This window comes from Pseudonocardia oceanicola, from assembly GCF_047200735.1.
In the GTDB taxonomy this organism is placed as follows: Bacteria; Actinomycetota; Actinomycetes; order Mycobacteriales; family Pseudonocardiaceae; genus Pseudonocardia.
In genome coordinates, this window is sequence record NZ_JBJZON010000016.1 from 149,278 (window position 1) to 173,158 (window position 23,881).

The 23,881-nt window shown below is 73.6% G+C and carries 24 protein-coding genes; 9 read left to right on the top strand and 15 right to left on the bottom strand.

Annotated elements, in window-relative coordinates; translation table 11 throughout:
• Positions 1-65: 65 nt before the first annotated feature.
• Positions 66-320, bottom strand: coding sequence for a DUF4192 family protein (locus ACL02T_RS22150; protein WP_412832674.1), 255 nt, complete (start codon positions 318-320; stop codon positions 66-68).
• Between the two features lie 41 nt (positions 321-361).
• Here ACL02T_RS22150 and ACL02T_RS22155 point away from each other — a divergent pair, with 41 nt between their 5' ends.
• On the top strand, positions 362-610 hold the full coding sequence (locus ACL02T_RS22155) for a hypothetical protein (RefSeq protein WP_412832643.1): 249 nt from the start codon (positions 362-364) through the stop codon (positions 608-610).
• An 88-nt stretch (positions 611-698) separates the two neighbouring features.
• Here ACL02T_RS22155 and ACL02T_RS22160 read toward each other — a convergent pair whose 3' ends face one another.
• The 6 genes from ACL02T_RS22160 to ACL02T_RS22185 form a co-directional block, all read right to left on the bottom strand.
• On the bottom strand, positions 699-1,016 hold the full coding sequence (locus tag ACL02T_RS22160) for a Rieske (2Fe-2S) protein (protein ID WP_412832644.1): 318 nt from the start codon (positions 1,014-1,016) through the stop codon (positions 699-701).
• Positions 1,013-3,541 carry a nitrite reductase large subunit NirB gene (gene nirB / locus ACL02T_RS22165; RefSeq protein ID WP_412832645.1) on the bottom strand — a complete coding sequence of 843 codons (2,529 nt, stop codon included), beginning with the start codon at positions 3,539-3,541 and terminating at the stop codon, positions 1,013-1,015. The genes ACL02T_RS22160 and nirB overlap by 4 nt, the downstream gene beginning before the upstream one ends.
• Before the next feature lies 1 nt (position 3,542).
• Complete coding sequence (locus ACL02T_RS22170) at positions 3,543-3,890, bottom strand: molybdopterin oxidoreductase (protein WP_412832646.1); 348 nt, start codon at positions 3,888-3,890, stop codon at positions 3,543-3,545.
• Positions 3,891-3,916: 26 nt separating this feature from the next.
• Positions 3,917-6,037 (bottom strand): molybdopterin oxidoreductase family protein, encoded by a 2,121-nt coding sequence (locus ACL02T_RS22175; protein WP_412832647.1) that lies wholly within the window; start codon positions 6,035-6,037, stop codon positions 3,917-3,919.
• Complete coding sequence (locus ACL02T_RS22180; protein ID WP_412832648.1) at positions 6,034-7,209, bottom strand: uroporphyrinogen-III synthase; 1,176 nt, start codon at positions 7,207-7,209, stop codon at positions 6,034-6,036. The genes ACL02T_RS22175 and ACL02T_RS22180 overlap by 4 nt, the downstream gene beginning before the upstream one ends.
• 91 nt (positions 7,210-7,300) lie before the next feature.
• Positions 7,301-7,795: a hypothetical protein gene (locus ACL02T_RS22185; RefSeq protein ID WP_412832649.1), complete on the bottom strand. Its 495-nt coding sequence runs from the start codon at positions 7,793-7,795 to the stop codon at positions 7,301-7,303.
• 1,434 nt (positions 7,796-9,229) lie between these two features.
• On the opposite strand from ACL02T_RS22185, the gene ACL02T_RS22190 reads away from it, so the two are divergent.
• Both ACL02T_RS22190 and ACL02T_RS22195 read left to right on the top strand, forming a co-directional pair.
• On the top strand, positions 9,230-9,637 hold the full coding sequence (locus ACL02T_RS22190) for a phosphorylase family protein (protein WP_412832650.1): 408 nt from the start codon (positions 9,230-9,232) through the stop codon (positions 9,635-9,637).
• A 264-nt stretch (positions 9,638-9,901) separates the two neighbouring features.
• Positions 9,902-10,177, top strand: a complete 276-nt coding sequence (locus ACL02T_RS22195) for a hypothetical protein (RefSeq protein WP_412832651.1) — start codon at positions 9,902-9,904, stop codon at positions 10,175-10,177.
• Between the two features lie 153 nt (positions 10,178-10,330).
• Here the strand turns inward: ACL02T_RS22195 and ACL02T_RS22200 are convergent, their stop codons facing one another.
• The 3 genes from ACL02T_RS22200 to ACL02T_RS22210 form a co-directional block, all read right to left on the bottom strand.
• Entirely contained in the window at positions 10,331-11,323 is a 993-nt protein-coding gene (locus ACL02T_RS22200) for a Gfo/Idh/MocA family protein (RefSeq protein ID WP_412832652.1), read from the bottom strand.
• Positions 11,320-12,786, bottom strand: coding sequence for a peptide MFS transporter (locus ACL02T_RS22205; protein WP_412832653.1), 1,467 nt, complete (start codon positions 12,784-12,786; stop codon positions 11,320-11,322). Before ACL02T_RS22205 ends, ACL02T_RS22200 begins: the two co-directional genes overlap by 4 nt.
• Before the next feature lie 64 nt (positions 12,787-12,850).
• A complete protein-coding gene (locus ACL02T_RS22210) occupies positions 12,851-13,303 on the bottom strand; it encodes a MarR family winged helix-turn-helix transcriptional regulator (RefSeq protein WP_412832654.1) in 453 nt (150 codons plus the stop codon).
• 110 nt (positions 13,304-13,413) lie between these two features.
• Here ACL02T_RS22210 and ACL02T_RS22215 point away from each other — a divergent pair, with 110 nt between their 5' ends.
• Positions 13,414-14,232: an LLM class flavin-dependent oxidoreductase gene (locus ACL02T_RS22215; RefSeq protein WP_412832655.1), complete on the top strand. Its 819-nt coding sequence runs from the start codon at positions 13,414-13,416 to the stop codon at positions 14,230-14,232.
• Here ACL02T_RS22215 and thpR read toward each other — a convergent pair.
• Entirely contained in the window at positions 14,219-14,956 is a 738-nt protein-coding gene (thpR, locus tag ACL02T_RS22220) for an RNA 2',3'-cyclic phosphodiesterase (protein WP_412832656.1), read from the bottom strand. The two genes, ACL02T_RS22215 and thpR, sit on opposite strands and share 14 nt — an antisense overlap.
• Before the next feature lie 74 nt (positions 14,957-15,030).
• On the opposite strand from thpR, the gene ACL02T_RS22225 reads away from it, so the two are divergent.
• Both ACL02T_RS22225 and ACL02T_RS22230 read left to right on the top strand, forming a co-directional pair.
• Entirely contained in the window at positions 15,031-15,864 is an 834-nt protein-coding gene (locus ACL02T_RS22225) for an MOSC domain-containing protein (protein WP_412832657.1), read from the top strand.
• An 82-nt stretch (positions 15,865-15,946) separates the two neighbouring features.
• Positions 15,947-17,611 carry an alkaline phosphatase family protein gene (locus tag ACL02T_RS22230; RefSeq protein ID WP_412832658.1) on the top strand — a complete coding sequence of 555 codons (1,665 nt, stop codon included), beginning with the start codon at positions 15,947-15,949 and terminating at the stop codon, positions 17,609-17,611.
• Between the two features lie 20 nt (positions 17,612-17,631).
• Here ACL02T_RS22230 and ACL02T_RS22235 read toward each other — a convergent pair whose 3' ends face one another.
• Complete coding sequence (locus ACL02T_RS22235; RefSeq protein ID WP_412832659.1) at positions 17,632-18,465, bottom strand: SAM-dependent methyltransferase; 834 nt, start codon at positions 18,463-18,465, stop codon at positions 17,632-17,634.
• A 49-nt stretch (positions 18,466-18,514) separates the two neighbouring features.
• Here ACL02T_RS22235 and ACL02T_RS22240 point away from each other — a divergent pair, with 49 nt between their 5' ends.
• Positions 18,515-19,246 (top strand): CDP-alcohol phosphatidyltransferase family protein, encoded by a 732-nt coding sequence (locus ACL02T_RS22240; protein ID WP_412832660.1) that lies wholly within the window; start codon positions 18,515-18,517, stop codon positions 19,244-19,246.
• 4 nt (positions 19,247-19,250) lie between these two features.
• On the opposite strand, the gene ACL02T_RS22245 is transcribed toward ACL02T_RS22240, so the two are convergent.
• Complete coding sequence (locus tag ACL02T_RS22245; RefSeq protein ID WP_412832661.1) at positions 19,251-20,261, bottom strand: phosphotransferase family protein; 1,011 nt, start codon at positions 20,259-20,261, stop codon at positions 19,251-19,253.
• Between the two features lie 104 nt (positions 20,262-20,365).
• On the opposite strand from ACL02T_RS22245, the gene ACL02T_RS22250 reads away from it, so the two are divergent.
• The gene (locus ACL02T_RS22250) at positions 20,366-20,932 is read left to right on the top strand and encodes a TetR/AcrR family transcriptional regulator (protein WP_412832662.1); all 567 of its coding nucleotides are present in this window, start codon (positions 20,366-20,368) and stop codon (positions 20,930-20,932) included.
• Between the two features lie 19 nt (positions 20,933-20,951).
• Here the strand turns inward: ACL02T_RS22250 and ACL02T_RS22255 are convergent, their stop codons facing one another.
• Positions 20,952-22,154, bottom strand: coding sequence for a cytochrome P450 (locus tag ACL02T_RS22255; RefSeq protein ID WP_412832675.1), 1,203 nt, complete (start codon positions 22,152-22,154; stop codon positions 20,952-20,954).
• Between the two features lie 292 nt (positions 22,155-22,446).
• Here ACL02T_RS22255 and ACL02T_RS22260 point away from each other — a divergent pair, with 292 nt between their 5' ends.
• Complete coding sequence (locus ACL02T_RS22260; protein WP_412832663.1) at positions 22,447-23,073, top strand: TetR/AcrR family transcriptional regulator; 627 nt, start codon at positions 22,447-22,449, stop codon at positions 23,071-23,073.
• Here ACL02T_RS22260 and ACL02T_RS22265 read toward each other — a convergent pair.
• A complete protein-coding gene (locus ACL02T_RS22265; protein ID WP_412832676.1) occupies positions 23,034-23,822 on the bottom strand; it encodes a putative hydro-lyase in 789 nt (262 codons plus the stop codon). The two genes, ACL02T_RS22260 and ACL02T_RS22265, sit on opposite strands and share 40 nt — an antisense overlap.
• Positions 23,823-23,881: the final 59 nt, after the last annotated feature.

The window sequence follows — 23,881 nt, forward strand, 5'->3', positions numbered from 1 at the left end:
GTCTTTCCGCCCGCGGCGCGGGCGGTGGGCCCAACGCTCGGTCACCGCACGCCGTCGCGGATCAACTAACGCAGAGCGGTGGGCGTGATGCCGCGGGCGGTGATCTGGCCGATCAGCCTGACCAGGGTCAGGCTCGGGCGCAGTTCCTCGGCCAGGTCGAGGGCGACGTTGGCGGTGGCGCCGTCGCCCTCGAGGAGCGCGGCGATCGCGCAGAGCGTCGCGGCGTAGGCGCGGGCCTCGCCGGGCAGCTGCTGCACCATCCGCAGCCACGCGGACCGCATGGCCCCGGGCTCGGTGATCTCGGCGGTCCACCCGATCAGCGCGTCGCGGCGCGCGGGCGGTGGAGTGGACGCCTGCCGGCGTGACCGGCTTCATCGACGGCCAGGTGTGGTTCACCGACTTCGACACCACCCACCTGCCGCCGGGACCGATGCACCATCCAGCTCGACTGGTTCCCGGCGGGCAACTCGCCGACGACGCCGTCGCAGATGGACGTGGCCTGGATGCGCTACTACCCGCCGACCTGAGCGATGACCGAGCGAGTCAGCCGCCGAGATCGCTCGTCTCGAGCAGCGTGAGGCAGTCTCGCCGAGTCAGCTCGGCGAGCTGAGTCACCGGCTGTGCGTCTCAGGACACCCCTGTCTCCTCCTTCTCGTTCTTCTCCGGGATCTCGTGATGTGCCGGGCCTCTCTCCTCCGTCAGAGCTCGACGACCACGTCGCCGTCCTCCTCGGAGACGGCGAAGACCGTCAGGGCGAAGTCCCCGTTGAGGCAACGGCCGTCCTCGAAGGCAAACGAGAAGTTGTGCAGCGGGCAGACGACCTTCTCCGCGTCCACGGTCCCGTCGGCCAGCGGGCCGCCCGAATGCGGGCAGACCGCCGACACCGCCCGCAGAGCCCCGTCCCGCAGCCGGTACACCGCGACCTGCTCGGTCCCGACCGCGAAGGTGCGGCCCTCGCCCACGGGCAGCGCCGACACCGGCCCCAGCCGGTGGCGCACGAGCTCCCCGGAGCTCACGACTCCTCCTGCCGACCGGCCCCGGACGGGACACCGCCGCGTACCGGGACCTGGGGCAGTGGCAACAGCGGCAGCGCGTCCCCGAACTGGCCCGGTGTGGTGGGCTCACGGCCCTCCTGCCACGGGTCCCGGTAGGCGTCCACGGCCTGCTGGACCCTCTCGTCGAGTCCCTCTGCGAGCCCGTCCCGGTCCTCGACCAGGATCGCCCGGAGTTCCTCGATGCCGACCCGCGGCACGAAGTCGTAGGTCCGCTCGAGCCAGCGCCCGTGCTCGCGGTAGTACTGGATGAACCGGCCGGTCAGCCGGGTCGCCTCGGCGTGGCCGTCCACCGTGGCGAGCACGTCCCCCTTGCGGACCGACGCACCGGCGGCACCGCCGACCAGCACGTCCCACCGGTCCTCACCGACGGCGACCAGCCCGACGTCCTTGACCAGCGCCTCCGAGCAGTTCCGCGGGCAACCGGCGACGGCGAGCTTGAGCTTCGCCGGGCTCTCCAGTCCCTGGTAGCGCTGCTCGATCGCGACGCCGAGGCCCGTCGAGTCGCCGAGGCCGAAGCGGCAGTAGTCGGTACCGACGCAGGTCTTCACCGTGCGGAAGGACTTGCCGTAGGCGTAGCCCGAGGGCATGTCCAGGTCCGCCCAGACGGCGGGCAGGTCCTGCTTGCGCACGCCGAGCAGGTCGATCCGCTGCCCACCGGTGATCTTGACCATCGGCACCCGGTACTTGTCGGCGACGTCCGCGATCCGGCGCAGCTGGTCCGGCGTGGTCACCCCGCCCTTGATCTGCGGCACCACCGAGAACGTGCCGTCCCGCTGGATGTTGGCGTGGACCCGGTCGTTGATGAAGCGGGCGTCCCGCTCGTCGACGAACTCCCCGGGCCAGACCGTGCGCAGCAGCGAGGTCAGGGCCATCTTGCTGCCCGCATCCTCCCCGTCCGGCGCGAGTGCGGCGAACACCGCGGACACCGAGCGCAGCCCCTGCTCGCGGATCGCCTCGACCAGCTCGGGCTTACGCAGCGGGATGGCCGGCACGTACCACTCGGCGCTCTCGTCCACCTCGACGGCGCCGCCCTCCTGTCCCACGGCCCACTCGACGACATCGCAGACCAGGTCCTTGCAGGACCCGCAGCCCTTGCCGGCCCGGGTGGCCGCCATGACGCCCGTGACGCTGTGGGTGCCGCTGCGCACGCACGCCACCAGCGCCCCCTTGGACACGCCGTTGCAGTTGCAGACCTGCACCGAGTCGTCCATCTCCGCCGCGCCCTGCTCCCCCGACGGGCCGGCGAGCTCGAACAGCAGCTCGACGCGCTCCTCGGGCAGCGGCAGACCGCGGTCGAAGCTCTGCGTCAGGAACGCGACCTTGCCGACGTCCCCGAGCAGGGTCGCGCCGACCAGCCGTCCGTCCCGGATCACCACGGACTTGTAGACGCCGCGGCCTGGCTCGGAGAAGCGGACGAACTCGTCGTCCTCCCGCTCGGGGCCCTTGAGCCCCATCGCCGCCACGTCCACGCCGGCGACCTTGAGCTTCGTCGCGGTCTTCGAGCCGTGGTAGGCGGCCTTCGGGTTCGCGCCGGCGAGGTGGTCGGCGAGCACGACCGCCTGCTCCCACAGCGGCGCGACCAGGCCGTAGACCTCGCCGCGGTGCTGGGCGCACTCGCCGACGGCGTAGATGTCCGGGTCGTCCACCGAACGCATCTGGTCGTCGGTGACGATGGCCCGCTCCACGGTGATCCCGGAGATCACGGCTAGGCCGACGTTGGGCCGAATGCCCGCGGTCACCACGACCATGTCCGCGTCCAGGGCCGTGCCGTCCGCGAACACGACACCGGTGACGGAACCCGCGCTCCGGACGGCCGTCGTGCGGCCGCCGAGGTGCACCTGGATGCCGAGTCTCTCGACGATCCTGCGCAGGATCGCCCCGGCCTCGGCGTCGAGCTGTTGGTTCATCAGCACCGGGCCGGACTGCACCACGTGCACATCCAGGCCCTGCTGCTGCAGCCCGTGGGCGGCCTCCAGGCCGAGCAGTCCACCGCCGATGACGACGGCGGTGCGATGGTCCGCGGCGTAGTCCAGCATCGAGGTCGTGTCGTCGAGCGTCCGGAACCCGAACACGCCCGGGGTCAGGGTGCGATCGTCCACCCACATGCCGTCCATAGGCGGGAAGAAGGTCCGGCTGCCGGTCGCCAGGATCAGCTTGTCGTAGGAGCAGATGGTGCCGTCGTCCGCGAACACCTTGCGGGCGAACCGGTCGATGCGGACCACGCGGACGCCTGAGTGCAGGGTGATGTCGTTGTCGGCGTACCAGTCCAGCGGGTTGAGGTAGATCTCCTCGACCCCGGCGGGGTCGCCGCCGTCTGCCAGCACGTGGCTGAGCATGATGCGGTTGTAGTTGCCGTAGGGCTCGTCACCGAACATGGTGATGTCGAACCGGCCCGGGGCCCGGACGAGGATCTCCTCCACCGCACGGGCGCCCGCCATCCCGTTGCCGACGACCACCAGCCGGGTTCGCTCGCTCGCCTGGGTCATCTCAGACCTCCACCAGCCCGAGGTCGACGACCACGGTGCCGGTCAACCCGGCGGGCGCGGCCACGTGCAGCTCCAGCACGGTCCCCATCTCCAGGTCCTCGACGACGGCGAGGCTGACGTGGGTGTCCGCCTTGGCCCCCACCGGGAACAGACGCATGGGTGCTCCGTCGCGGACCAGCACGATGGTGACGAGCTCGTCCGTCGCGTTGCCGCCCCGGAAGTAGATCGGCTGGGTGGTGACGCCCGCGGGCACGGTGTAGGCCAGCGCGGGATCGAGGAGTGCGGGCTTGTCCAGCCCGGCGCCGGTGAACTCGTAGACGCCCTGCAAGAAACGCGGCGTGCTGTGCATTGGGGGTGTCCTCCGTCGTGGTGGGATCAGGCGGGGCGGCGCGCGGTGTCGGGTGCGACGTCGTCGGCGGTGGCGGCGAGGGCCTCCACCGCGACCGGGCAGGTCTTGAACTCGGGCATCCGTGACGTGGGGTCGAGCGCGTCGCTGGTCAGCGCGTTGACGCAGGCCTCGCCGCCCCAGTGGAAGGGGACGAACACGGTGTCGCGGCGGATCGCCGCGGTGACCCAGGCGCGCACGGTCGTGGATCCGCGGGGCGAGCGGAGCCGGACGAGATCCCCGTCTGCGACACCGATCCGGCGGGCCAGCTCCGGGTGCAGCTCGGCGTAGGCCTCCGGGGCGGCGGCGTTCAGCGTGGGCGAGCGCCGGGTCTGCGTCCCGGACTGGTACTGGGCCCGGGACCGGCCGGTCGTCAGCAGGTAGGGGTAGGTCTCGTCGGGTCGTTCCTGCGCGATCCGGGAGCGCACGGGGACGAAGCGCGCGAGACCGTCCGGGGTGGCGAAGCGATCCAGGAACATCCGGGGGGTGCCCGGGTGCTGCTCGTCCGGGCAGGGCCAGAACAGCTCCTCCCCCGCCTCCAGCCGGGCCCGGGTGATCCCGCCGTAGTCCGCGAGACCACCCGCGCTGGCCCGGCGCAGCTCGTCCGCCACCACCCAGGGATCGGTCGCAAAGTGATCGCCGCGCCCGAGCCGGGCGGCCATCTGGTGCCAGATCTCCAGGTCGCTCCGCACCCCGGCGGGCGGGGCCACCGCCCGCCTCCGGACCAGCACCCTGCCCTCGACGTTGGTCATGGTGCCCTCCTCCTCGGCCCACTGGGTCGTCGGGAGCACCACGTCGGCGAGCCGGGCGGACTCGGACAGGAAGAAGTCCGTGACGCACAGGAAGTCCAGGGACTGCAGCCGTCGGGTCACGTGCCGGGCGTTCGGTGCCGACACCACCGGATTCGACGCCGCCAGCAGCAGGCAGCGCACCCCACCGGGCTCGCCCAGTCCGTCGAGCAGCTCGTAGGCGGACACCCCGGGGCCCGGCAACTCGTCCGGGTCGACACCCCACACCGCCGCGACGTGCGCACGGGCCGCGGGTTCGGCGAGCTTGCGGTAGCCCGGCAGCTGGTCGGCCTTCTGCCCGTGCTCGCGACCGCCCTGTCCGTTGCCCTGCCCGGTGATGGTGCCCCACCCGGAGCCGGGTCCGCGGCCGGGTAGCCCCAGGGCCAGAGCCAGGTTGATCCAGGCCTGAGCCGTGTCCGTGCCATCCGCGTGCTGCTCGACCCCGCGGGCGGTCAAGATCATGGCTGCCTTGGAGCGGGCCAGGTCGTGGACGGTCGCGCGCATGTCCTCGACCGACACACCGGTGGTGCGCTCGACCCGGTCCGGCCAGTACGCGCGCACCGCGCGGCGGACCGCGTCGAACCCGCTCGTGCGGGTGGCGACGTAGTGCTCGTCGATCAGTCCCTCGGTCACGGCGATGTGCAGCAGGCCGCTGGCCAGGGACAGGTCCGTCCCGGGGACCGGCTGCAGGTGCCGGTGGGCGTGCTCCGCCGTGACCGTCCTGCGCGGGTCCACCACGATGTGCCGGGCCCCGTTGGTGCGGGCCTCCTCGAAGAACCGCATTGCGGGCGGCATCGTGTCCGCCGGGTTGCTGCCGACCAGCAGCACGGTCTCGGCCAGCGGGATGTCCGCGAGCGGGAACGGCAGGCCGCGGTCCAGCCCGAACGCGCGGGTGCCCGCTGCGGCCGCCGAGGACATGCAGAAGCGGCCGTTGTAGTCGATGGACGCACTGCGCAGCGCCACCCGGGCGAACTTTCCCAGCTGGTAGGCCTTCTCGTTGGTCAGCCCGCCGCCGCCGAAGCAACCGACGGCGTCCCGGCCGTACCGGGCCCGGGTCTGCAGGATCGCGGCGGCCACCCGGTCGAGAGCCTCCTCCCAGGTCGCGTCCCGGAAGGGCTCGTCGCGGGATTCCCGGACCAGCGGGACGGTCAGCCGCTCCGGGTGGTCGAGCAGCTCGGCGGCGTGCGCGCCCTTCATGCACAGCCCGCCACGGTTGACCGGGAAGTCCTCGCGGCCGGCGAGCTCGACCCCCGCCTCGGTGGGGGTCAGGGTGATCCCGCACTGCAGGGAGCAGTAGGGGCAGTGGGTCGCCACCGCGCTCACCAGCGTCCCTCCTCCGCGCACCGGGCACCGACCTGACCGAACTCGGGTTCGAGCGCGAGCCGGTAGCCCCGCTTGACCACGGTCTGCACCGGTTCCGGGGCGCCCAGCGCGTGGCGGAGCCGGTTGATCGCCATGTCCACGGCGTGCTCGCCCCCACCGCGTCGGGGCAGCGCCCCGAGCAGCTGCGACCGCGACACCACCCGGCCCGGGCGCTCCGCGAGCACCCGCAACAGTGCTATCGGCGCCGCGGGGACGGCCTGCAGCACGCCGTCGACCACGGCGGCGTGCCCGCGGACCTCCAGCTGGTGACCGGCCACGGGCAGGGCCACCGCCCGGCCCGGCGCCCCGTCCTCGAGGACCCGGACCAATGCGCCGAGCCGGGACCGGGCCGGCTGCACGGTCTCGATGCCCAGGCCCTCCAGCCGGGCCGAGGTCACCGGTCCCACGCAGAGCGCAGTCACCGGCCCCCGCAGGGCCTCGACCAGCTTGTCGTGCACCCCGCGCCCGTCCGCCCGGGACAGCGTGCTCGCCACCGCGGGCGCGCTGGTGAAGCTGAGCACGTCCACCCCGCCTCCGACCACGGCGTCGAGCAGCCGGTCCAGCGGGGCGAGGTCCTGCGGCGGCATCCACCGGTACACCGGCAGCTCGACGACCTCGGCCCCGGCCGGCCGGAGGGTGTCGACGACGTCCGGGAGTGGCTCGCCGTGCAGCTGGATTGCGATCCGCAGCCCTTCGACACCCCGGGAGAGCAGGTGGCTGAGCACCCCCGCCGAGGACTCCGACTTCGGGAACCAGGGATCCGGCAGCTCCGCCGCCCGGATCGCGCCCCGCGCCTTCGGGCCCCGCGCCGCGAGCTCGCACCGCCCGAGGACGTCGAGCAGTGTGTCGCCGAGACCCCACCCGTCCGCGGCCTCGCGCCACCCGCGGAACCCGATGGCGGTCGTCGCCACGACGATGTCCGGCGGGGTGTCGAGCACTGCGCGGGTCGCCTCGTGCAGCCGAACGTCGTCGTGCACGGGAACGATCCGGATCGCGGGTCCGTGCTGTACCCGGGCTCCCCGCCGCTCCAGCATCGCCCCGAGCTCGTCCGCCCGCCGCGCCGCCGTCACCCCCGCGGTGAACCCCGCCAGCGGGAGCGGCGCCGTACCGGAGGACGGGAGGGGTGCAGCCATCCGGCCATTCTCCGGCAGCGGAGAGTTCCGTCAGTCTTCCGAACCATCAACGTAACCCACCCTGTACGCAGCGCTTACGTGAACGATCTCGTCACACCCGGACGGGAGCAGCCTGCGTCGACTCGCTCTGCACGGAGGCGGACTGTCGGGTGTACGCGAGGTAGGTCACCACGGAACACACCGCGTAGAAGGCGAGGAAGGCCCAGAAGGCGGGGATCCCGCTCTGCGTCGTCGCGAACGACTGCCGGAAGGCCAGGTTGATGAGCAGCCCGCCGAGGGCACCGACCGCGGAGATCAGCCCGATAGCCGCGCCGGAGGCCCGCCGCGCCCACGCCAGTGGGTCCGGGTGTCCCTCGGTGATCGCGGTCCGACCGAAGATCGCCGGGATCATCTTGAGGAGCACGATCTCGTGTCTCTCGCCCCGGACGAACCCAAGTTGCTCGACCAGAACCCGTACATGCGGCCACTGCTCGGCGAGGGCGGCCACGGACCCGCGAATGGCCTTGGCCTCGAATCCACGGTCCCGCAGTCGTGCGGTGAACTCCCCAAGTGTGGTCCGCTGCGCCGTCTTGCCGAAGGCCGGCAAGAGGTCAACGGTACGGTGGCTGATACACGGGCTACGCGCCCTACGACAGCCCGTCAGTTGCGGCCGGCGGTGCAGTCCCTCGACGCTGGTCACCGGCTCACAGCGCCGCGCATGCTTGGTCGACTGCGCGGCCCCTGGCCCGCGTCCGGTAGCGGTTCATCCGCCGTCCGGGAATCTGCGCTTTCCGGCCTAATCAGCCCATCTACCCGGCTACGTTATGACAGTAACGGGTGGCGGGGAGGGACTCTGCCTGGGTATGCCCCGCGAGCACGCCGCCACCGGGCCCGGCCTCGACCGCACGTCCCCTGCGGCGCAATTCACGACCGGGAGGAGCTCCGCGGCCGTCCCCTCCCCGCGCTGCCGGCCGGTCCTGCCACCTCACTGACCGAGGTCGGCAGCTACGCCACGGCTGCCTGCGCCGCCAACACCTACCGCCTGAGCCCATAGCACGACCCACCCGCCACCCGAGCAGTAGAGGTGTCGATCAAGCCCTGGCCAGGTCACGCGACGTCGGGCCCCTACTCCCGCCCAGCCTGCTCGACCGGTGAGCGAGCAGCCGGATCGGACGCCGCTCATGGCTCGAACAAATGTTCGACGCCGTGTCGGAGCGGAAACGAGAACGGGACAGCCCCTGCCAGGGCTGTCCCGTGTGGTTCTCGCGTCACGCGGCCCAGCACGCTATGTCACGCCGGTGCTCCGGCGGACCGGAGCGAGTTTCCCAACCTGCCAAGAAGGGGCGCCTTACGGGGACTTGGATACCTCGCCGGTAGGGGTGGCGCGACTCATCGAGGCGGCCGACACGCCGTGTCATGCACCCGATCGGGATGTAGCGGCACACGTAAACGGCGTTTATCGCTGGTTCTGGTTGCGAGTGCTCGCGGCTTGGTTGCGACGCAGCGCCAGGGCGCGTGGCTATTCCTCGATACAAGGGCGCTGTCGCCCGGCGCACTAAACGGCGTTTACTATCGATGGCGCCCGGCCAGCGTACGGTATCTGACGATCACGACTCGGCCCGGTAGTTGTAGTGGCCGGCAGCGAGGGGCGCCATGTCGGCTTCGGGGCGTTGCGAGCACGGTCGGCCGGAGGAACGGTGGTGAACCTAACCTCTTCCCGCTGCTCTGCAAGCGCCGACTGGACGCTGTTCCCTGGCGGGTACCCGGCATGTTTCGCGACATGCTGGCGCCGTGACCGCGTCGGGTCTGTGCCTTGTGCTCTACTCAGGGCATGGCGGTCAGCACGATCCGCGAGGGGCACGCGGGTTCTGCGTGCCTCGACATCGGGCGGTTGTCGCGGGTGGTGCGACGAGCGATAAACGTCGTCTATTCCCGCGCCCACCCGAGGCCCGCCGAGGTTGGCAATGGCGTAGTTGAGGGCGGCCCGGCCGGGTTGGTATATGGAGCCCGCGTCTTGGCCCTTCGGAGGTGGGGACCGTAGGTGTGCTCGGTTCTCAGCTCGGGACTCGGCGACGCCGAGCCGGACCTTCGCGTGGAGGCCGACCCCGCGGGCGTCGCGGCCCTGTCCGGCACGCTCGACGGGGCCGACGTCCCCTACGTCACGGCCCGGGCCTGGACCACGCACGGCCTGTTCCGCGAGACGCGCGGCCGGGTGGCGCGGCGGGTGGCCGAGGGCTGCGCCGTGGTCGACATGGAGGCGTCGGCGCTCATCGCGGTCGCCCGGTTCCGCGGGATCCGGCTGGCACACCTGCTCTTCGCCGGCGACTCGCTCGCGGGCGAGGAGTGGGACCACCGGGGCTGGACGACGGCCGCGGGCATCCGCGCCGCCCTCTTCGACCTCGCCGCCGACGCGGCCCTGCGCCTCGACGACGGCGTTGTGGATCCATGACGCCGGAGCCCGCGCCCGGAGAACGCGTTGTGGAGCCACAACGCCGGCTATCGCGCCCGGTGAACGCGTTATGGAGCCATGACACCGGATCCCGCGCTCGGAGAACGCGTTATGGAGCCGTCACGCACACGGTGCCCGGCAGAGGAGTGCTGCTCGTGGTGTGACCGGGCGGGGGATGGCCCGGAGCGGGCGGACGGGGCAGAGTGGGCCCCGGTCCGCTTCCCCCGGGCCCGTCCTTGTTCGGCACGACCCTCGGGGGAACCGGTGCATCCGTACGAGCGCCGCCGTCACGCCGCCCTGCGCGCGGACCAGGAGATCATCGGCCGGGCCGCGGCCTGGCTGCGGCACGACGCCGTCCATGCCCAGTACGCAGGCCTCACGCATCCGGAGTACGCCTTCGGCCTCGCCTCGCTGCTCGACGAGATCGCCCTGCGGGCGGGCGACGACGAGCACCTGCGCACCCACGCCGTCCGGGTGTGCCGGACCATGCTCGGCGACCGCATGGACCTGCCGGCCACCCGCCGCACCCGCCGGCGTTGACCGTCGGGGGACGAGCGAGCGGCGGTGTCGCCCGGGAGCTGAACGGGAACGCCGGTCCCTCGCCCGGGACGGGAACGGTTGTGCACAGGCCCCGGAGTTGTCCACAGGTCCGTCCACACCTGTGGATCGAACTGGTGTTCGAGGTCCGTCGGCTCAGTCCAGGTCGGCGGGGCCCTCGGCGACGGACATGCCGAGCTGGTCGGCGACGCGACCCATGATGTCCTGCACCGCCACGGTGTCGGCCAGCGGCATCACCGCGCTCTCGGCGTGGCCCGCCGCCACGCACTCCGTGACCTCGACGATCTCGTGGGAGTAACCGGCCCCGGTGGCCGGCAGGTCGAGCTCCTCGGGCTCGTGGCCGTTGCGGTGCACGAGCAGGCGCGAGGGGTGGTGGAAGCGCGGCGGCACGTCGATCCAGCCGCCGGTGCCCACCACCCGCGCCGCGCCCGGGGACTGGCAGCGCAGCGAGGCGAACAGCGTGGCGCTGCGACCCTCCGGGTAGCCGAGCAGGATCGCCTCCTCGACGTCGACGCCCTGGTCGACCGTGTGGCCGTGCACGGTGACGGTCTCGGGGTCGCCGAGCACCATCTGCGCGAACGAGATCGGGTAGACGGACAGGTCGAACAGCGCGCCGCCGCCGAGTGCGGGGTTGTAGTAGCGGTCCTCGGGGCTGGTGGGCTGCTGCGCGCCGAGGTCGGCCTGCACGGCCATCACCTCGCCGACGGCGCCGTCGGCGATCAGCTCGCGCATCCGGACGATCGCGGGCTGGAAGCGGGTCCACATCGCCTCCATCACGAACACGCCGCGCTCGGCCGCGAGGGCCGCGATCTCCCGGGTCGCCTCCGGGGTCACCGTGAAGGCCTTCTCGACCAGCAGGTGCTTGCCCGCCCGGATGCCGGCCAGGGCCACCGCGCGGTGCAGCGGGTGCGGGGTGGCGATGTAGAGGACGTCGACCTCGGGGTCGTCGACGATCCCGCGGTAGGAGTCGTGCACCGTCCGCGCCCCGACGTCGGCGGCGAAGGCCTCCGCCCGCTCCGTGGACCGCGACGCGACCGCCACCACCTCGGCGTCGGGCACGTGGACGAAGTCCGCCGCCACCTTCCGCGCGATGCGTCCCGGTCCGACGATTCCCCAGCGGACGGTCACCTGACCCCCTCCATGAGCCGCTTCAGCAGCGGTGTCGACAACATCACCAGCAGCCCGACCGCGATCGCGACGGCCCCGAGCACCCCGAAGTAGGCGCGTTCGGAGTCCTCGCTGTAGAAGCCTGCCAGGGTCCCCGAGAGCACACTGCCCAGCGCCACCGAGAGGAAGAACAGCCCGACCATCTGCGCCCGGAACGCCTCCGGGGCGAGCTTGGTCGACGCCGACAGCCCGACCGGCGAGATCATCAGCTCGGCGATCGTGAACACGAACAGGATGCCGATCAGGCCGAGCAGCGGTGCGCTGTTCGGGCCACCGCCGGTCATGGGCAGGAACAGCAGGAACGCCACACCCATGATCGCCGTGCCCAGCCCGAACTTGATCGGGGTGGCCGGCTGGCGCGGGCCGAGCTTCGTCCACAGCGCGGCGAACGCGCCGGAGAGCACGATGATGAAGATCGGGTTGATCGACTGCACCCACGAGACCGGGAACTCCCAGCCGAACAGGGTGCGGTCCAGCCGCTGGTCGGAGTAGATCGTCACGACGGTGAACTGCTGCTGGTAGAGCGACCAGAAGGCCGCGCTGGCGATCCACAGCGGGATGAACGCGAGGACCCGGTGCCGCTCGACGGGGGTCACCCGCCGGCTGGCGAGCATGACCGTGAAGTAGCCGACGGCGGCCGCAGAGGTCACCAGGATCACCGCGAGGTCGAGCCGGTCGGCGCTCAGCACGCCGGTCAGGGCCAGGACGAGGACCGCGACGACGATCGCCGCCGCGGCCACGACCGCGCGGCGGCGCTCCCGGTCGCCGAGGGGCGACGGGACCTCGTGCGCCTTCGCCGGCAGGTTCTTGCGCCGGATCGCGTACTGGATCAGCCCGGCGGCCATGCCGACGGCGGCGAGGCCGAAGCCGAAGTGGAAGCCCGCGGTGGACTGCAGCAGGCCGGTGAGCAGCGGGCCGACCAGCGCGCCGAGGTTGATGCCCAGGTAGAACAGCGAGAAACCGGCGTCGCGTCGCTCGTCGCCGGGCTCGTAGAGGGTGCCGACGAGGGAGGTCGCGTTGCCCTTCACCCCGCCGCTGCCCAGCGCGACGAGCACCAGGCCCACCCCGACGCCGGTCAGGCCCGGGATCACCGCGAGCGCGATGTGCCCGGCCATGACGACGATCGCGGAGTAGAAGAGCGTCCGCTCCGCGCCCAGCACCCGGTCCGCGAGCCAGGTGCCGACGATGGTGGAGAGGTAGACCAGGCCGCCGTAGGCCCCGACGATGCCGGCGGCGGTCGTCTCCGGGATCCCCAGTCCGCCCTGCGCCGCGCTGTAGTACAGGTAGATCAGCAGGATGCCCTGCATGCCGTAGAAGGAGAACCTCTCCCACATCTCCACCCCGAACAGGGCCGACAGCAGGGACGGCTGGCCGAAGAAGCCGCGATCGGCGCGCTCGCGGGCCAGCTGTGATGCGTCGCTCATGCCGGACAGCCTGTCACCGCAGGTCGTCGCCCGTCGCGCTGGAGCGGTCGCGACCAGCGCCCGGTCAGATCCTCCGGTAGCCCGGGTGCACTCCGGGGGTGAGCCCGTGCGCCGCGGCCAGCCCGGCGAGCAGCTCGCGCAGCCGGGCGCGGTCCGCCTCGTCGAGGGGTCCGCAGATCGCGTCCTCGTGCGCCCGGGCGACCTCCGCGACGCGCCGCAACAGCGCCTCCCCGGCCTCGGTGAGGTGCAGGGCGTGCAGGCGCCGGTCGTCCGGGTTGCGGCGGCGCTCGACCAGGCCGCGCTCGTCGAGCCCGTCGACCAGCGCGACGAGCCGGCTCGGCGGCGTGCCGACCAGCCGGGCGAGCGCCTGCTGCGACTGCCCGGGCCCCGCGCCGATGACGCGCAGCAGTCCCGTCTGCGGCGGGGTGAGGTCGAGCTCGGCGACCCGCTCGGCGAACCGGCCCGCGGCGTAGGCACCCAACTGGGCCAGCAGGAAGGCGGAGCCGGGCTCGATCACGAGCAGACCGTAACCCTTGACAAACCGTATACACAAGTAAACTATTAATCTGTGTAACGAGTTGAAGGAGGAACGACGACCATGCACGCCACCCGACGGGCCGCCGCCCGATGAGCCGCCCCTTCCGCTTCGGGGTCGTCGCGGCGCCCCAGGGCCCGGGCGGCGCCTGGGCCGCCCGCGCCCGTCGCGTCGCCGACCTGGGCTATTCGACCCTGCTCGCCCCCGACAACCTGCACCTGCACGCCCCGTTGCCCGCGCTGGCCGCGGCCGCGGCCGCCGCTCCCGGGCTCCGCGTCTGCCCGTTCGTGCTGGCCGCGCCGCTGCGCACCGCCCGCGCCACGGCCTGGGAGGCGCACACGATGACCGCGCTGACCGATGGCCGGTTCGACCTGGGCCTGGGCACCGGGCGGCCCGCGGCCCGCGCCGAGGCCGAGGCGCTCGGCATGCCCTGGGGCACCGCGACCGAGCGGCTCGAGCAGGTCCGGGCGGCGGTCGCCGCGCTGCGCGAGCTCGACGGCGAGACCCGCACCCCGGTGCTGATGGCCGCGTCCGGCCCGAAGGCCCTCGCGCTCGCGGCGGAGGTGGCCGACGTCGTGACCCTCGCGGCCCGGCCGACCACCTCCCGGACCGAGGTGGCCCGCATGGCCGGGGACCTCCGCGCCCGCGCCGGGGACCGCGACCCCGAGATCGCCATGAACCTGTTCGTGGTGGGCGACGAGATCCCGGACCAGGCGATCCGCTGGGCCGGCCCGGGCGCGGCGGAGGCACTGCGGGACCCGGACACCCTCGCGGTGCTGCGCGGTACGCCGGAGGAGATGGTCGCCGAGCTCGAACGGCGGCGGGCGGAGCTGGGCGTGAGCTACCTGGCGGTGAGCGAACCGTTCGCGGAGGCGTTGGCGCCCGTGGTGGAGAGGATCAGCGGCCGGTGAGGTCCGCGGGCCGGCCGGTGGCACCGGCCAGAGGCCAGGTGGCCAGGTCCTCGTAGACCGGGCCGGGCCTGCTGCGGACCAGGTGCAGCGTGCCGGCCCGCCACGTCCGGCCGGTGAAGCCCGCGAGCGACCGGACGGCCGGCGCGAGCCCACGCACACCACCCCGGCCGCGGGCCAGGGTGAGGTGGGCGCGGAAGGCCCGGTCCTCCAGCGGGACACCGGCGGTGCGGGCGGAGGCCGCGACGCCCGCCGCGAGGGCGGCGAGCCCGTCCCGGTCGCCCTCGAGCCCGACCCAGAGCACCCGCTCCCCGAACCGGCCGGCGCCGGCCAGCGCGAGCTCGACGGGGGCGGTCCGGGCGGCGACGGCGGACAGGCCGACCTGCACCGCCTCGAGCGTCGGCTCGTCGATCTCGCCCAGGAAGGCGAGGGTCAGGTGCCACTGCTCCGGCCGGGTCCAGCGGGTTCCGCGGTGGTCCCGGCGCACCGGCGCCACCGCGGCGGCCAGCTCCTCGATCGCCTCGGCCGGTGGGACGAGGGCCACGAACGCGCGCACGCGTCCGATCCTGCCCGGTCCCGCCCGGTCCGGAGCCGGGATCCGCACAAAGGTGCCGTTCGTGCGGTAGGTCCGCACAAAAGTGCCGTTCGTGCGGTAGAGCCGCACAAAAGTGCCGTTCGTGCGGTAGAGCCGCACAAAAGTGCCGTTCGTGCGGTGGTAGGTGCGCACAAGAGTGCCGTTCGTGCGGTGGGTGCGAACGAGAGCCCCGCAGGGGCCGCCCGGCGGCCGGTTAGGCTCGGACGGTGACGCTCGTCGTGGCCCGGCTGGCCCGGTATCCCGTGAAGTCCTGCCGGGGCGTCGAGGTCGGGGAGGCCCGGGTGGAGCCGTGGGGGCTCGCCGGCGACCGTCGCTGGATGGTCACCGAGCCCGACGGGACCTTCGTCACGGCCCGCGCGCTCCCCCGGCTGCTGCTGGTCCACCCCGAACCGGACGACCGGGGGGTGGTCCTGCGCGCCCCGGGCGTCGCGCCACTGCCCGTGCCGACGCCGGACGGCGGCCCGCTGGTCGACGTCGTCGTGTGGCGCGACCGGGTCAAGGCCATCCACGCCGGGGAGGCGGCGGCCGCGTGGCTCACCGAGGTCCTCGGCCGACCGCTGCAGCTCGTCCACCTCGACGACCCGCGCAAACGCCCCGTGGACCCGGAGTTCGGCGCGGTGGGCGACACCGTCTCCTTCGCCGACGGCTTCCCCCTGCTGCTCACCGCGGACGGCTCGCTCGGCGCCCTGAACGAGCTGATCACCGCGGGGCCGGACGCGGGCGAGGGCCCCGTCCCGATGGTCCGCTTCCGGCCGAACGTCGTCGTCGCCGGATCGGCGCCCTGGGCGGAGGACGGCTGGTCCGCGCTGCGGATCGGTGCGGCCCGGTTCCGGGTGGTGAAGCCCTGCGGCCGGTGCGTGGTCACCACCATCGACCCGCGGACCGCGGGGAAGGGCCGTGAGCCGCTCGCGACGCTGGCCCGGCACCGGCGGATCGGCGGGAAGGCCGTGTTCGGCGTGAACCTCGTGCCGGACACCCCGGGCGTCGCGGTCCGCGTGGGGGACGAGGTCGAGCCGCTCGGCCGACCGGGATCGGGGTGAACCGCGGCGAGCCACGGGCCGTGTCCCCTCATGCCGGCGCCCGCAGTGGGTACCGGTGCACCGTGCCGAGGAGAACCGCCCCATGACCGTGTCCACCCCGCTCGGGACCGCGCCGTCGGCCGCCGACGACCGCCCGCGCCGGACCCGCCGGATCGGCTCGGCAGTGCTCACGGGGCTCGCGGCGATGCTGGTGCTGGTCGCGCTGACCGCGCCGGCGGAGGTCGCGCAGGTGGAGCCGCTCGCCTTCCTCCGGCTCCCGGTGGAGGGCCTCGCCGGGGTGGCGCTGCTGCTCCTGCTGCGCGGGGGCGCCCGCCGCGTCGTCGCGCTGGTCCTCGGTGGCCTGCTCGGCGTGCTGCTCCTGCTCCGGGTCGTCGACCTGGGCTTCCGCTCGGTGCTCGCCCGGCCCTTCGACCCGGTGCTCGACGGCGCACTGCTCGGCAACGCGGTGGACTTCCTGACCGGATCGTTCGGCCGGACCGGAGGGATCGCGGCCCTGGTCGCGGCGGGCCTGCTCGTCGTCGCGGTGCCGGTGCTCACGGCGCTGGCGGCACGCCGGCTGGCGCGGCTCCTCGGGGAGCACCGGCGGGTGAGCGCCCGGGTCGTCGCGGGCCTCACCGCGGTGTGGCTGGTGTGTGCGGTGCTCGGGGCACAGCTCGTGCCGCCGGTCCCGTTCGCCTCGCGCAGCGCCGCCTCGCTGACCTGGGCCGTCGGGAAGCAGGTCCCGGTCAGCCTGGCGGACGAACGCGCGTTCGCCGAACAGGCCACCGTCGACGCCTTCCGCGACACCCCGCCCGATCAGCTGCTCACCGCGCTGAAGGGCAAGGACGTCGTGGTCGCCTACGTGGAGAGCTACGGCCGCAGCGCCGTCGAGGACCCGCAGTACGCGGGCGGGGTCGGGGCCACGCTGGCGCGCGGGGACCGGGACCTGGCCGCCGCCGGTTTCGGCAGCCGCAGCGGCTGGCTGACCTCCCCCATCTCCGGCGGCGGCAGCTGGCTCGCGCACGCGACCTTCCTGTCCGGGCTGTGGATCGACAACCAGCAGCGCTACCGCAGCCTCACCTCCAGCGACCGGCTCACGCTCAGCAAGGCCTTCCAGCGCGCGGACTGGCGCACGGTCGGGGTGATGCCCGGGACCACCGCGGCGTGGCCCGAGGGCACCTTCTACGGCGTCGACCAGCACTACGACGTGCACGCCCTCGGCTACCGCGGGCTGAACTACAGCTGGTCCCCGATGCCGGACCAGTTCGCGCTGTCGAGGTTCCAGCAGTGGGAGTACGGCGTGCCGGGCCGCGGCCCGCTGCTGGGCGAGGTCACGCTGACCTCCAGCCACGTGCCCTGGACTCCCGTGCCGACCATGCGGGACTGGGACTCCCTGGGCGACGGGCACGTGTTCGACGAACAGGTGCGCGCGGCCGACCCGCCCGACGTCGTCTGGAGCGACCCGGCCCGGGTCCGCGACAGCTACGGGCGCACCATCCGGTACTCGCTCGACGCGCTGCTGTCCTGGGTGCAGAACTACGCGGACGACGATCTGGTGCTGATCGTGCTCGGTGACCACCAGCCCGCCCCGATCATCACCGGCGGGAGCACGAACCACGACGTCCCGATCTCGGTGGTCACGAAGGACCGGGCGGTGCTCGACAAGGTCGCCGGATGGGAGTGGCAGCCGGGGTTGAAGCCCGCTCCGGACGCGCCGGTCTGGCGGATGGACGCCTTCCGCGACCGCTTCCTCGACACCTTCGGGTAGGCCTCGGTCGATCGGCCGGCTCAGCAGGGGCCGGTGCGGCGAGCAGGGCCGGTTCGGGAGGGCAGGACCAGCAGGTCGACGTGCCCGACCTCCGCACGCAGCTCCCCCGCGGCCAGGGCGTCGAGGCGGCGCCGCAGGTAGGGGCTCGCCTCCCGGGCCAGCGCGGGTTCCTGCTCGCACGCGGCGGCGAGCCGGCCGCGCAGCCACTCCTCGGTCAGCTCCGGGTGTGCCGCGCCGAGCCGCCAGGGGCTCGGCCGGGTGGTCACCGTGGCGCCGAGCGCGCGGAACGCCTCGGCCGCCACGGCCCCGGCGTCGGGTCCGAGCAGCCGGCGGCCGGCGACCTTGCGCCGCTGGTGAGCGTCGAACGCGGCCGCGACCTCGGCGTCGAGCGGCTCGGCCGGGGTCAGCCGGACCCCGCCCGTCACCGACAGGGTGAACAGGGCGGCGGCGCCGGCCTCCACACTGAGCCGGGCGAGCCGGTGCACCTCGTCGGCGGTGAGCAGGTCCAGCAGGGCCGAGCAGGTCACCAGTGCGGCGCCCGCGAGATCGGTGAGGTCGGCGAGCTCGCCCTCGACGGGCTCGCCGGGCACGCTCCCCGCGGCGATCGCCAGCAGCCGTGGGTCGCGGTCGTGCAGGTACCACCGCTGCGGCCGGGGCAGCCGGGGGGCGAGCCAGCGGCCCATCGACCCGCTGCCGCACCCCAGGTCACGGACGACGAGCGGGGTCCTCAGCGCACGCAGCGGTTCCACGAGATCCGACGCCCGCGCCTCGGCGTCGGCGGGCTCGCGCAGGGCCAGCCAATCCGGGGTGCACACCGGCGATCCCGGGGTACTCAGTCTCGCCTCCCACGACATCCGCGCCCTCCCGGTTGAACCGCCGACCTCACCCGACCGTGTAGGAAGTGTGTACCTGCAGAGCCCCCTGCCGACGTCACCCGGTGCCACCCTGCCGCTCGACCGGCAGCAGACCGCCGCGGCCGTCCTCCAGCTCGTGCTGCTCGGCGCGTTGACCGCGGCGGCCGGCCTCGGTCCCGCCGGATGGCTGGCCGGGGCCGCCTACGCGGCCGGGCTGCACACACTGCTGGGCGGGGCCGCCCGCCGCGCCCGGGCCGCGGCCCTGGGCCCGGCGGACCTGGTCACCCTCGGGCGGGCGGTGCTGATCGGCGGGGTGACGGCCCTGGTCGTCGACGGGTTCGTGGCGGCCCCGGCTGCGGTGGTCCCGCTCGTCGGGCTGGCGTCGGTCGCGCTGGCGCTCGACTTCGTCGACGGGCGGGTGGCCCGGCGCACCGGCACCGCCAGCGCGCTGGGCGCCCGGTTCGACATGGAGGCCGACGCCTTCCTGGTCCTGGTGCTGAGCGTGCAGGTCGCCGCCGTGACCGGGCCGTGGGTGCTGGTCATCGGCGGGCTGCGGTACGCGTTCGTCGCCGCGGGCCGGCTGCTGCCGTGGCTCACCGGGAGCCTCCCGGCCCGGTTCTCCGCGAAGGCGGTGGCCGCCGCGCAGGGGATCGTGCTCGTGGTGGCCGCGGCGGGCGTGCTGCCGGTGCTGGCCGCCGGGGCGCTCGTCGCCCTCGCCCTGGCCGCCCTGCTCTGGTCCTTCGGCCGCGACACCCTGCTGCTGTACCGGCGCCGGGCCTAGCTGCCTAGCTGCCGAGCGCCCGCACGCCGACCGCGGCCAGCGGCTCGACCGCGCCGCCGACCGTCTCGAAGCCCTCGCCGACGGTCTTGCCGGCCACGAACCGGGCGTGGATGCCCTCGGCGATGACCGCGGCCTTGAAGTAGCCCAGCGCCAGGTAGAAGGGCCAGTCGGTGACCTCTCGGCCGGACGTCTTCGCGTACCGGGCCACCAGGTCGTCCGCCCGGGGCATCCGGGTCGAGGTGGCCGCCGCGCCACCCGCGAGCACCGGGTCGAAGGCCGGGTCGGAGTAGGCGATGTGCAGGCCGAGGTCCGAGAGCGGGTCGCCGAGCGTGGACATCTCCCAGTCGACGAGGGCGCGCACCTCGGTGACGTCCGTGGGCCCGAGGATCGCGTTGTCGATGCGGAAGTCGCCGTGCACGATCGACGCCCCGGACTCCTCCGGGGTGATCGCGGCGAGCCGCTCGTGCAGGGTCTCGACGTCGGCCAGCGGCCGCGTCCGCACCCGCGTCCACTGGTCGTACCAGCGGCGGACCTGCCGGCCGAGGTAGCCCTGCGGCTTGCCGAACTTCTCCAGCCCGACCGACGTGGGGTCCACGGCGTGCAGCGCCGCGAGGGCGTCGATCAGCGCGAAGGCGCAGTCGTGCACCTCGTCGTCGGTGAGCGCGTCGAGCTCGTCCCGGGTGCGGATCACCCGTCCGTCCACGAACTCGACGACCGCGAACGGCGCCCCGATCACCGAGTCGTCCTCGCACTGCACGATCGGCCGCGCGACCGGCACCCCGTGCCCGTACAACGCCGCGACCACGGTGTACTCGCGCTTCATGTCGTGCGCCGACGGCGTGAGCCCGCCCAGCGGCGGCCGGCGCAGCACCCAGGTCCGCGCGCCGTCGGTGAGCCGGTAGGTGAGGTTGGAGCGGCCGCCGTGCAGCAGCTCGGCGGTCAGCGGGCCGGTGCCCGGGACGTGCTCCTCGACGTACGCCTGGAGCTTCGGCAGGTCGAGTCCCTGCACGGCCACGGTGCCTCCCCGGATCACGGCTAACGAGTGCTAGCCCATCGGAGCACACCGCACCGGCTACTGTCACGGTTGTGGCTATCACTCGGTAGCCGGGAGGGACGGCGATGGGGACGGGGACCGCGATCCGTGCGGCCGCGCTCGAGCTGTTCGCCGCCCGCGGCTACGAGGGCACCACGATGGCCGAGATCGGTGCGGCGGTGGGCATCCGCGGACCGAGTCTGTACAAGCACGTCGCGTCGAAGCAGGACCTGCTCGTCGAGCTGATGACCGCCACCATGGACACGCTGCTGGAGCTGCACCGCGCCGCGGTCGCCGGTACCGAGGACCCGGTCGAGCGGCTCCGGCGGGCCGTCGACGCGCACGTCCGCTTCCACGCCCGGCACCGGCTCGAGGCCTTCGTGGGCGCCAGCGAGATGCGCAGCCTGGCCGAGCCGCACCGCGGGACCGTGCTCGGCAAGCGCGCCGAGTACGAGGGTGCCTTCCGCCGGCTGGTGGCGGACGGGGTCGCGGCCGGGCGCTTCCGCGTGCCCTCGGTCCGGCTGGCCAGCTACGCGATCCTCGACCTCGGCATGGGCCTCGCGACCTGGTACCGCGAAGAGGGCGAGCTCAGCGAGAACGCCGTCGCGTGGCAGCAGACGGAGTTCGCACTGCGGTTGGTGGGTGCGGGATAGGGGCCGCGAGCGCCCGGGGTCAGCGCACCAGCACGGGGAGCTTCTCCACGCCGTAGACGATCGACGCGTCGCGGAACTCCAGCTCGTCGACGGGGACGGCGAGGCGGAGGTCGGGGAAGCGGCGGAACAGGGCGGGGTAGGCGGCGCGCAGCTCCATGCGGGCCAGCTCGGCGCCGATGCAGCGGTGGATGCCGTGGCCGAAGGCGTAGTGCGAGCCCGGGGCGCGGTGCGGGTCGAAGGTCTCCAGCAGCTCGCCGTCCCGGTCCGCCCCCAGCAGCGAGCAGATCACCGCGTCGCCCGCCTCGACCGCGACCCCGCCGATCTCGACGGCCCGTGTGGCGAAGCGCGGGAAGGCCACCTGCACCACGGTCAGGTACCGCAGCAGCTCCTCGACGACCGGGCCGGTGGCCGTGTCGTCCTCACGCACCAGGCGGGCGGCCTCGGGGTCCTCGAGCAGGGCGACGGTGCCGAGGGCCAGCATGCTCGCCGTGGTCTCGAAACCGCCGGTCAGCACACCGTCGGCGAGCCCAGCGAGCTCCTCGTCGTCGACCCGGTCGCCGTGCTCCCGGATGATCATGCCGAGCAACCCGTCGGTGGGGCTGTCGCGCTGCTTCTTGACCTGCTCCCGCAGGAAGACCAGCGAGTCCGAGATCGCACCGAGCGAGGCGCTGGCCCCGCCGAGCAGGTCGAACCGCGCGGTCGCGACCTCCTGGAAGGCCTCGCGCTCGGCGTAGGGCACCCCGAGCAGCTCGCAGATCACCAGCGACGGGATCGGGAGCGCGAACTCCTCGACCAGGTCGACCGGGCCCGGCGCGGCCTCCATCCGGTCCAGGCACTCCCCCACGATCTCCTCGATCCGCGGGGTGAGCCGCTCGAGCCGGCGCATCGTGAACTCGGGCGTGAGGAGCTTGCGCAGCCGGGTGTGCACGGGCGGGTCGGAGAAGCCGAGGCCGCCGGGGTTCTCGCTCTCCGCCTGGCCGATCTGCAGGGCGAGATGGTTGAAGTCGCTGGAGTAGGTGTCGACCGAACCGAGGACGGAGCGGACCTCGTCCCGCCCGGTGACCAGCCAGACACCGATCTTCAGCGGCAGGTCCAGCCGGCTGACCGGCGCGAGGGTCCGGGTCTCGGCGAGCGCGGTGACCGGGTCCAGCCCGGTCCGGCGCAGCGGCATCAGGGCGGAGTCCGGGAGCAGGGACCCCAGGTCGAGACCCTTCTTGTTCATGCGCGTCAACTGACGCCGGACGAACCAGGACGCGAGGCGTGCTCGGAGCGTGGGCAGCACGGGGGCGACCCTAGCGGGGGATCGTGAACGGCCGGTGCAAGCCTCGCTGCGACGCTGAGACACCCCTGAGACGGCAATCGGGGGAGCGTGGTCCCGGTCACGAGAACCGGGACCACGCCGACCGCACACAGCGGCGCCCGTACCGACCCCCCGGCGGTCACCCGCCGGCACGGGAGCGGTGCTGGTACGGCTGTACCAGAACCTACCCGGCCGACCGTGGTAGACAAAGCCCGTGCCCCGCCTCGCCGACCACGACGCCCGGCGGGCCACGATCGTCGAGGCCCTCTGGCGGGTGCTGCGCCGCGGCGGGATCGCCGGGGTGTCCGTCCGGACCGTCGCCGCCGAGGCCGGCCTGTCCCCCACGGCGCTGCGCTACTACTTCCCCAGCCAGGAGGCCCTGCTGCAGACGGCCATGGTGGAGACGGTGACCAGCGGCGCCGCCCGGGTCGTGCCCCTGTTGGCGGCGGCGGTGGACCGCACGGGCGTGGAGCGGATGCTGCTCGAGCTGCTACCCGTCGACGAGCGGCAGCGTGCCGACCCGGAGACCTACCTCGCCCTCGCCGCGCACGCCCGGTCCTCGCCGGCGCTCGCGGCGATCAGCGAGGAGACCGGCGCCGGGATCCGCCGGCTCGCCCGCCGGGCCGTCGGCATCCTCGTGGCCAGCGGGGAGCTGCGCCCGGAGCTGGACCCGGAGACCACGGCCTGCTCGCTCGACGCGCTCGTCCAGGGCCTGATCTTCCAGGGCTGCGCGCGGCCCTGCCTCACCTCGCCCGCGGAGATCCGCCGCACCCTGGCCGCCTACCTCGACCAGATCTGCCGTCAGCCCGCGCCGACCCGCGGCTCGGGTCCGACGAGGTAGTCCGCGTCCCGGGCGTCCGTGATCAGCATGTGGCCCGGGGCGTGCGCGATCGCGAGCGAGGGCCGGGACTCGACGACGGCGGCCTGCGGGGTGACCCCGCACCCCCAGAACACCGGCACCTCGCCCTCGCGGACGGTCACGGCGTCGCCGTAGTCCGGGGCCGCCAGGTCGGCGATGCCCAGCTCGACCGGGTCGCCGACGTGCACGGGGGCCCCGTGCACGGACGGGTAGCGGGCGGTCACGGCGACGGCCGTGTCCACCAGCTGCTCGGGGACCGGGCGCATGGAGACGACCATCGGGCCGCCGAGCGCCCCCGCGCCGCGGCACCGGCGCGTCGTCCGGTACATCGGGACGTTGCGTCCCTCCTCGACGTGCCGCACCGGCACGCCGGCGGCGGTCAGGGCCCGCTCGAAGGTGAAGCTGCAGCCCACGAGGAAGGCGACGAGGTCGTCGCGCCAGAACTCGCGGGCGTCGGGCGTCTCGGCGATCTGCACCCCGTCCCGGTAGATCCGGTAGAGCGGGATGTCCGTGCGGACGTCGCCGTCGAGGACCGGGCCGCCGAACTCGCCCGGCTCCAGGACGTCGAGCACCGGGCAGGGCTGCGGGTTGCGCTGCGCGAACAGCAGGAAGTCCCAGGCCAGCTCGCGGGGCAGGGCGATGAGGTTGGCCTGGGTGAAGCCCGCGCACCACCCGGCCGTCGGGGTCACGAGTCCGGCGCGGAAGCGCTCGCGGGCCTCGGCGGGGGTCAGGTTCTGCATCTGTTCTCCCTGGTCAGCCCCTGTGAGTGGCGATGGTCGCTCTGGCGACC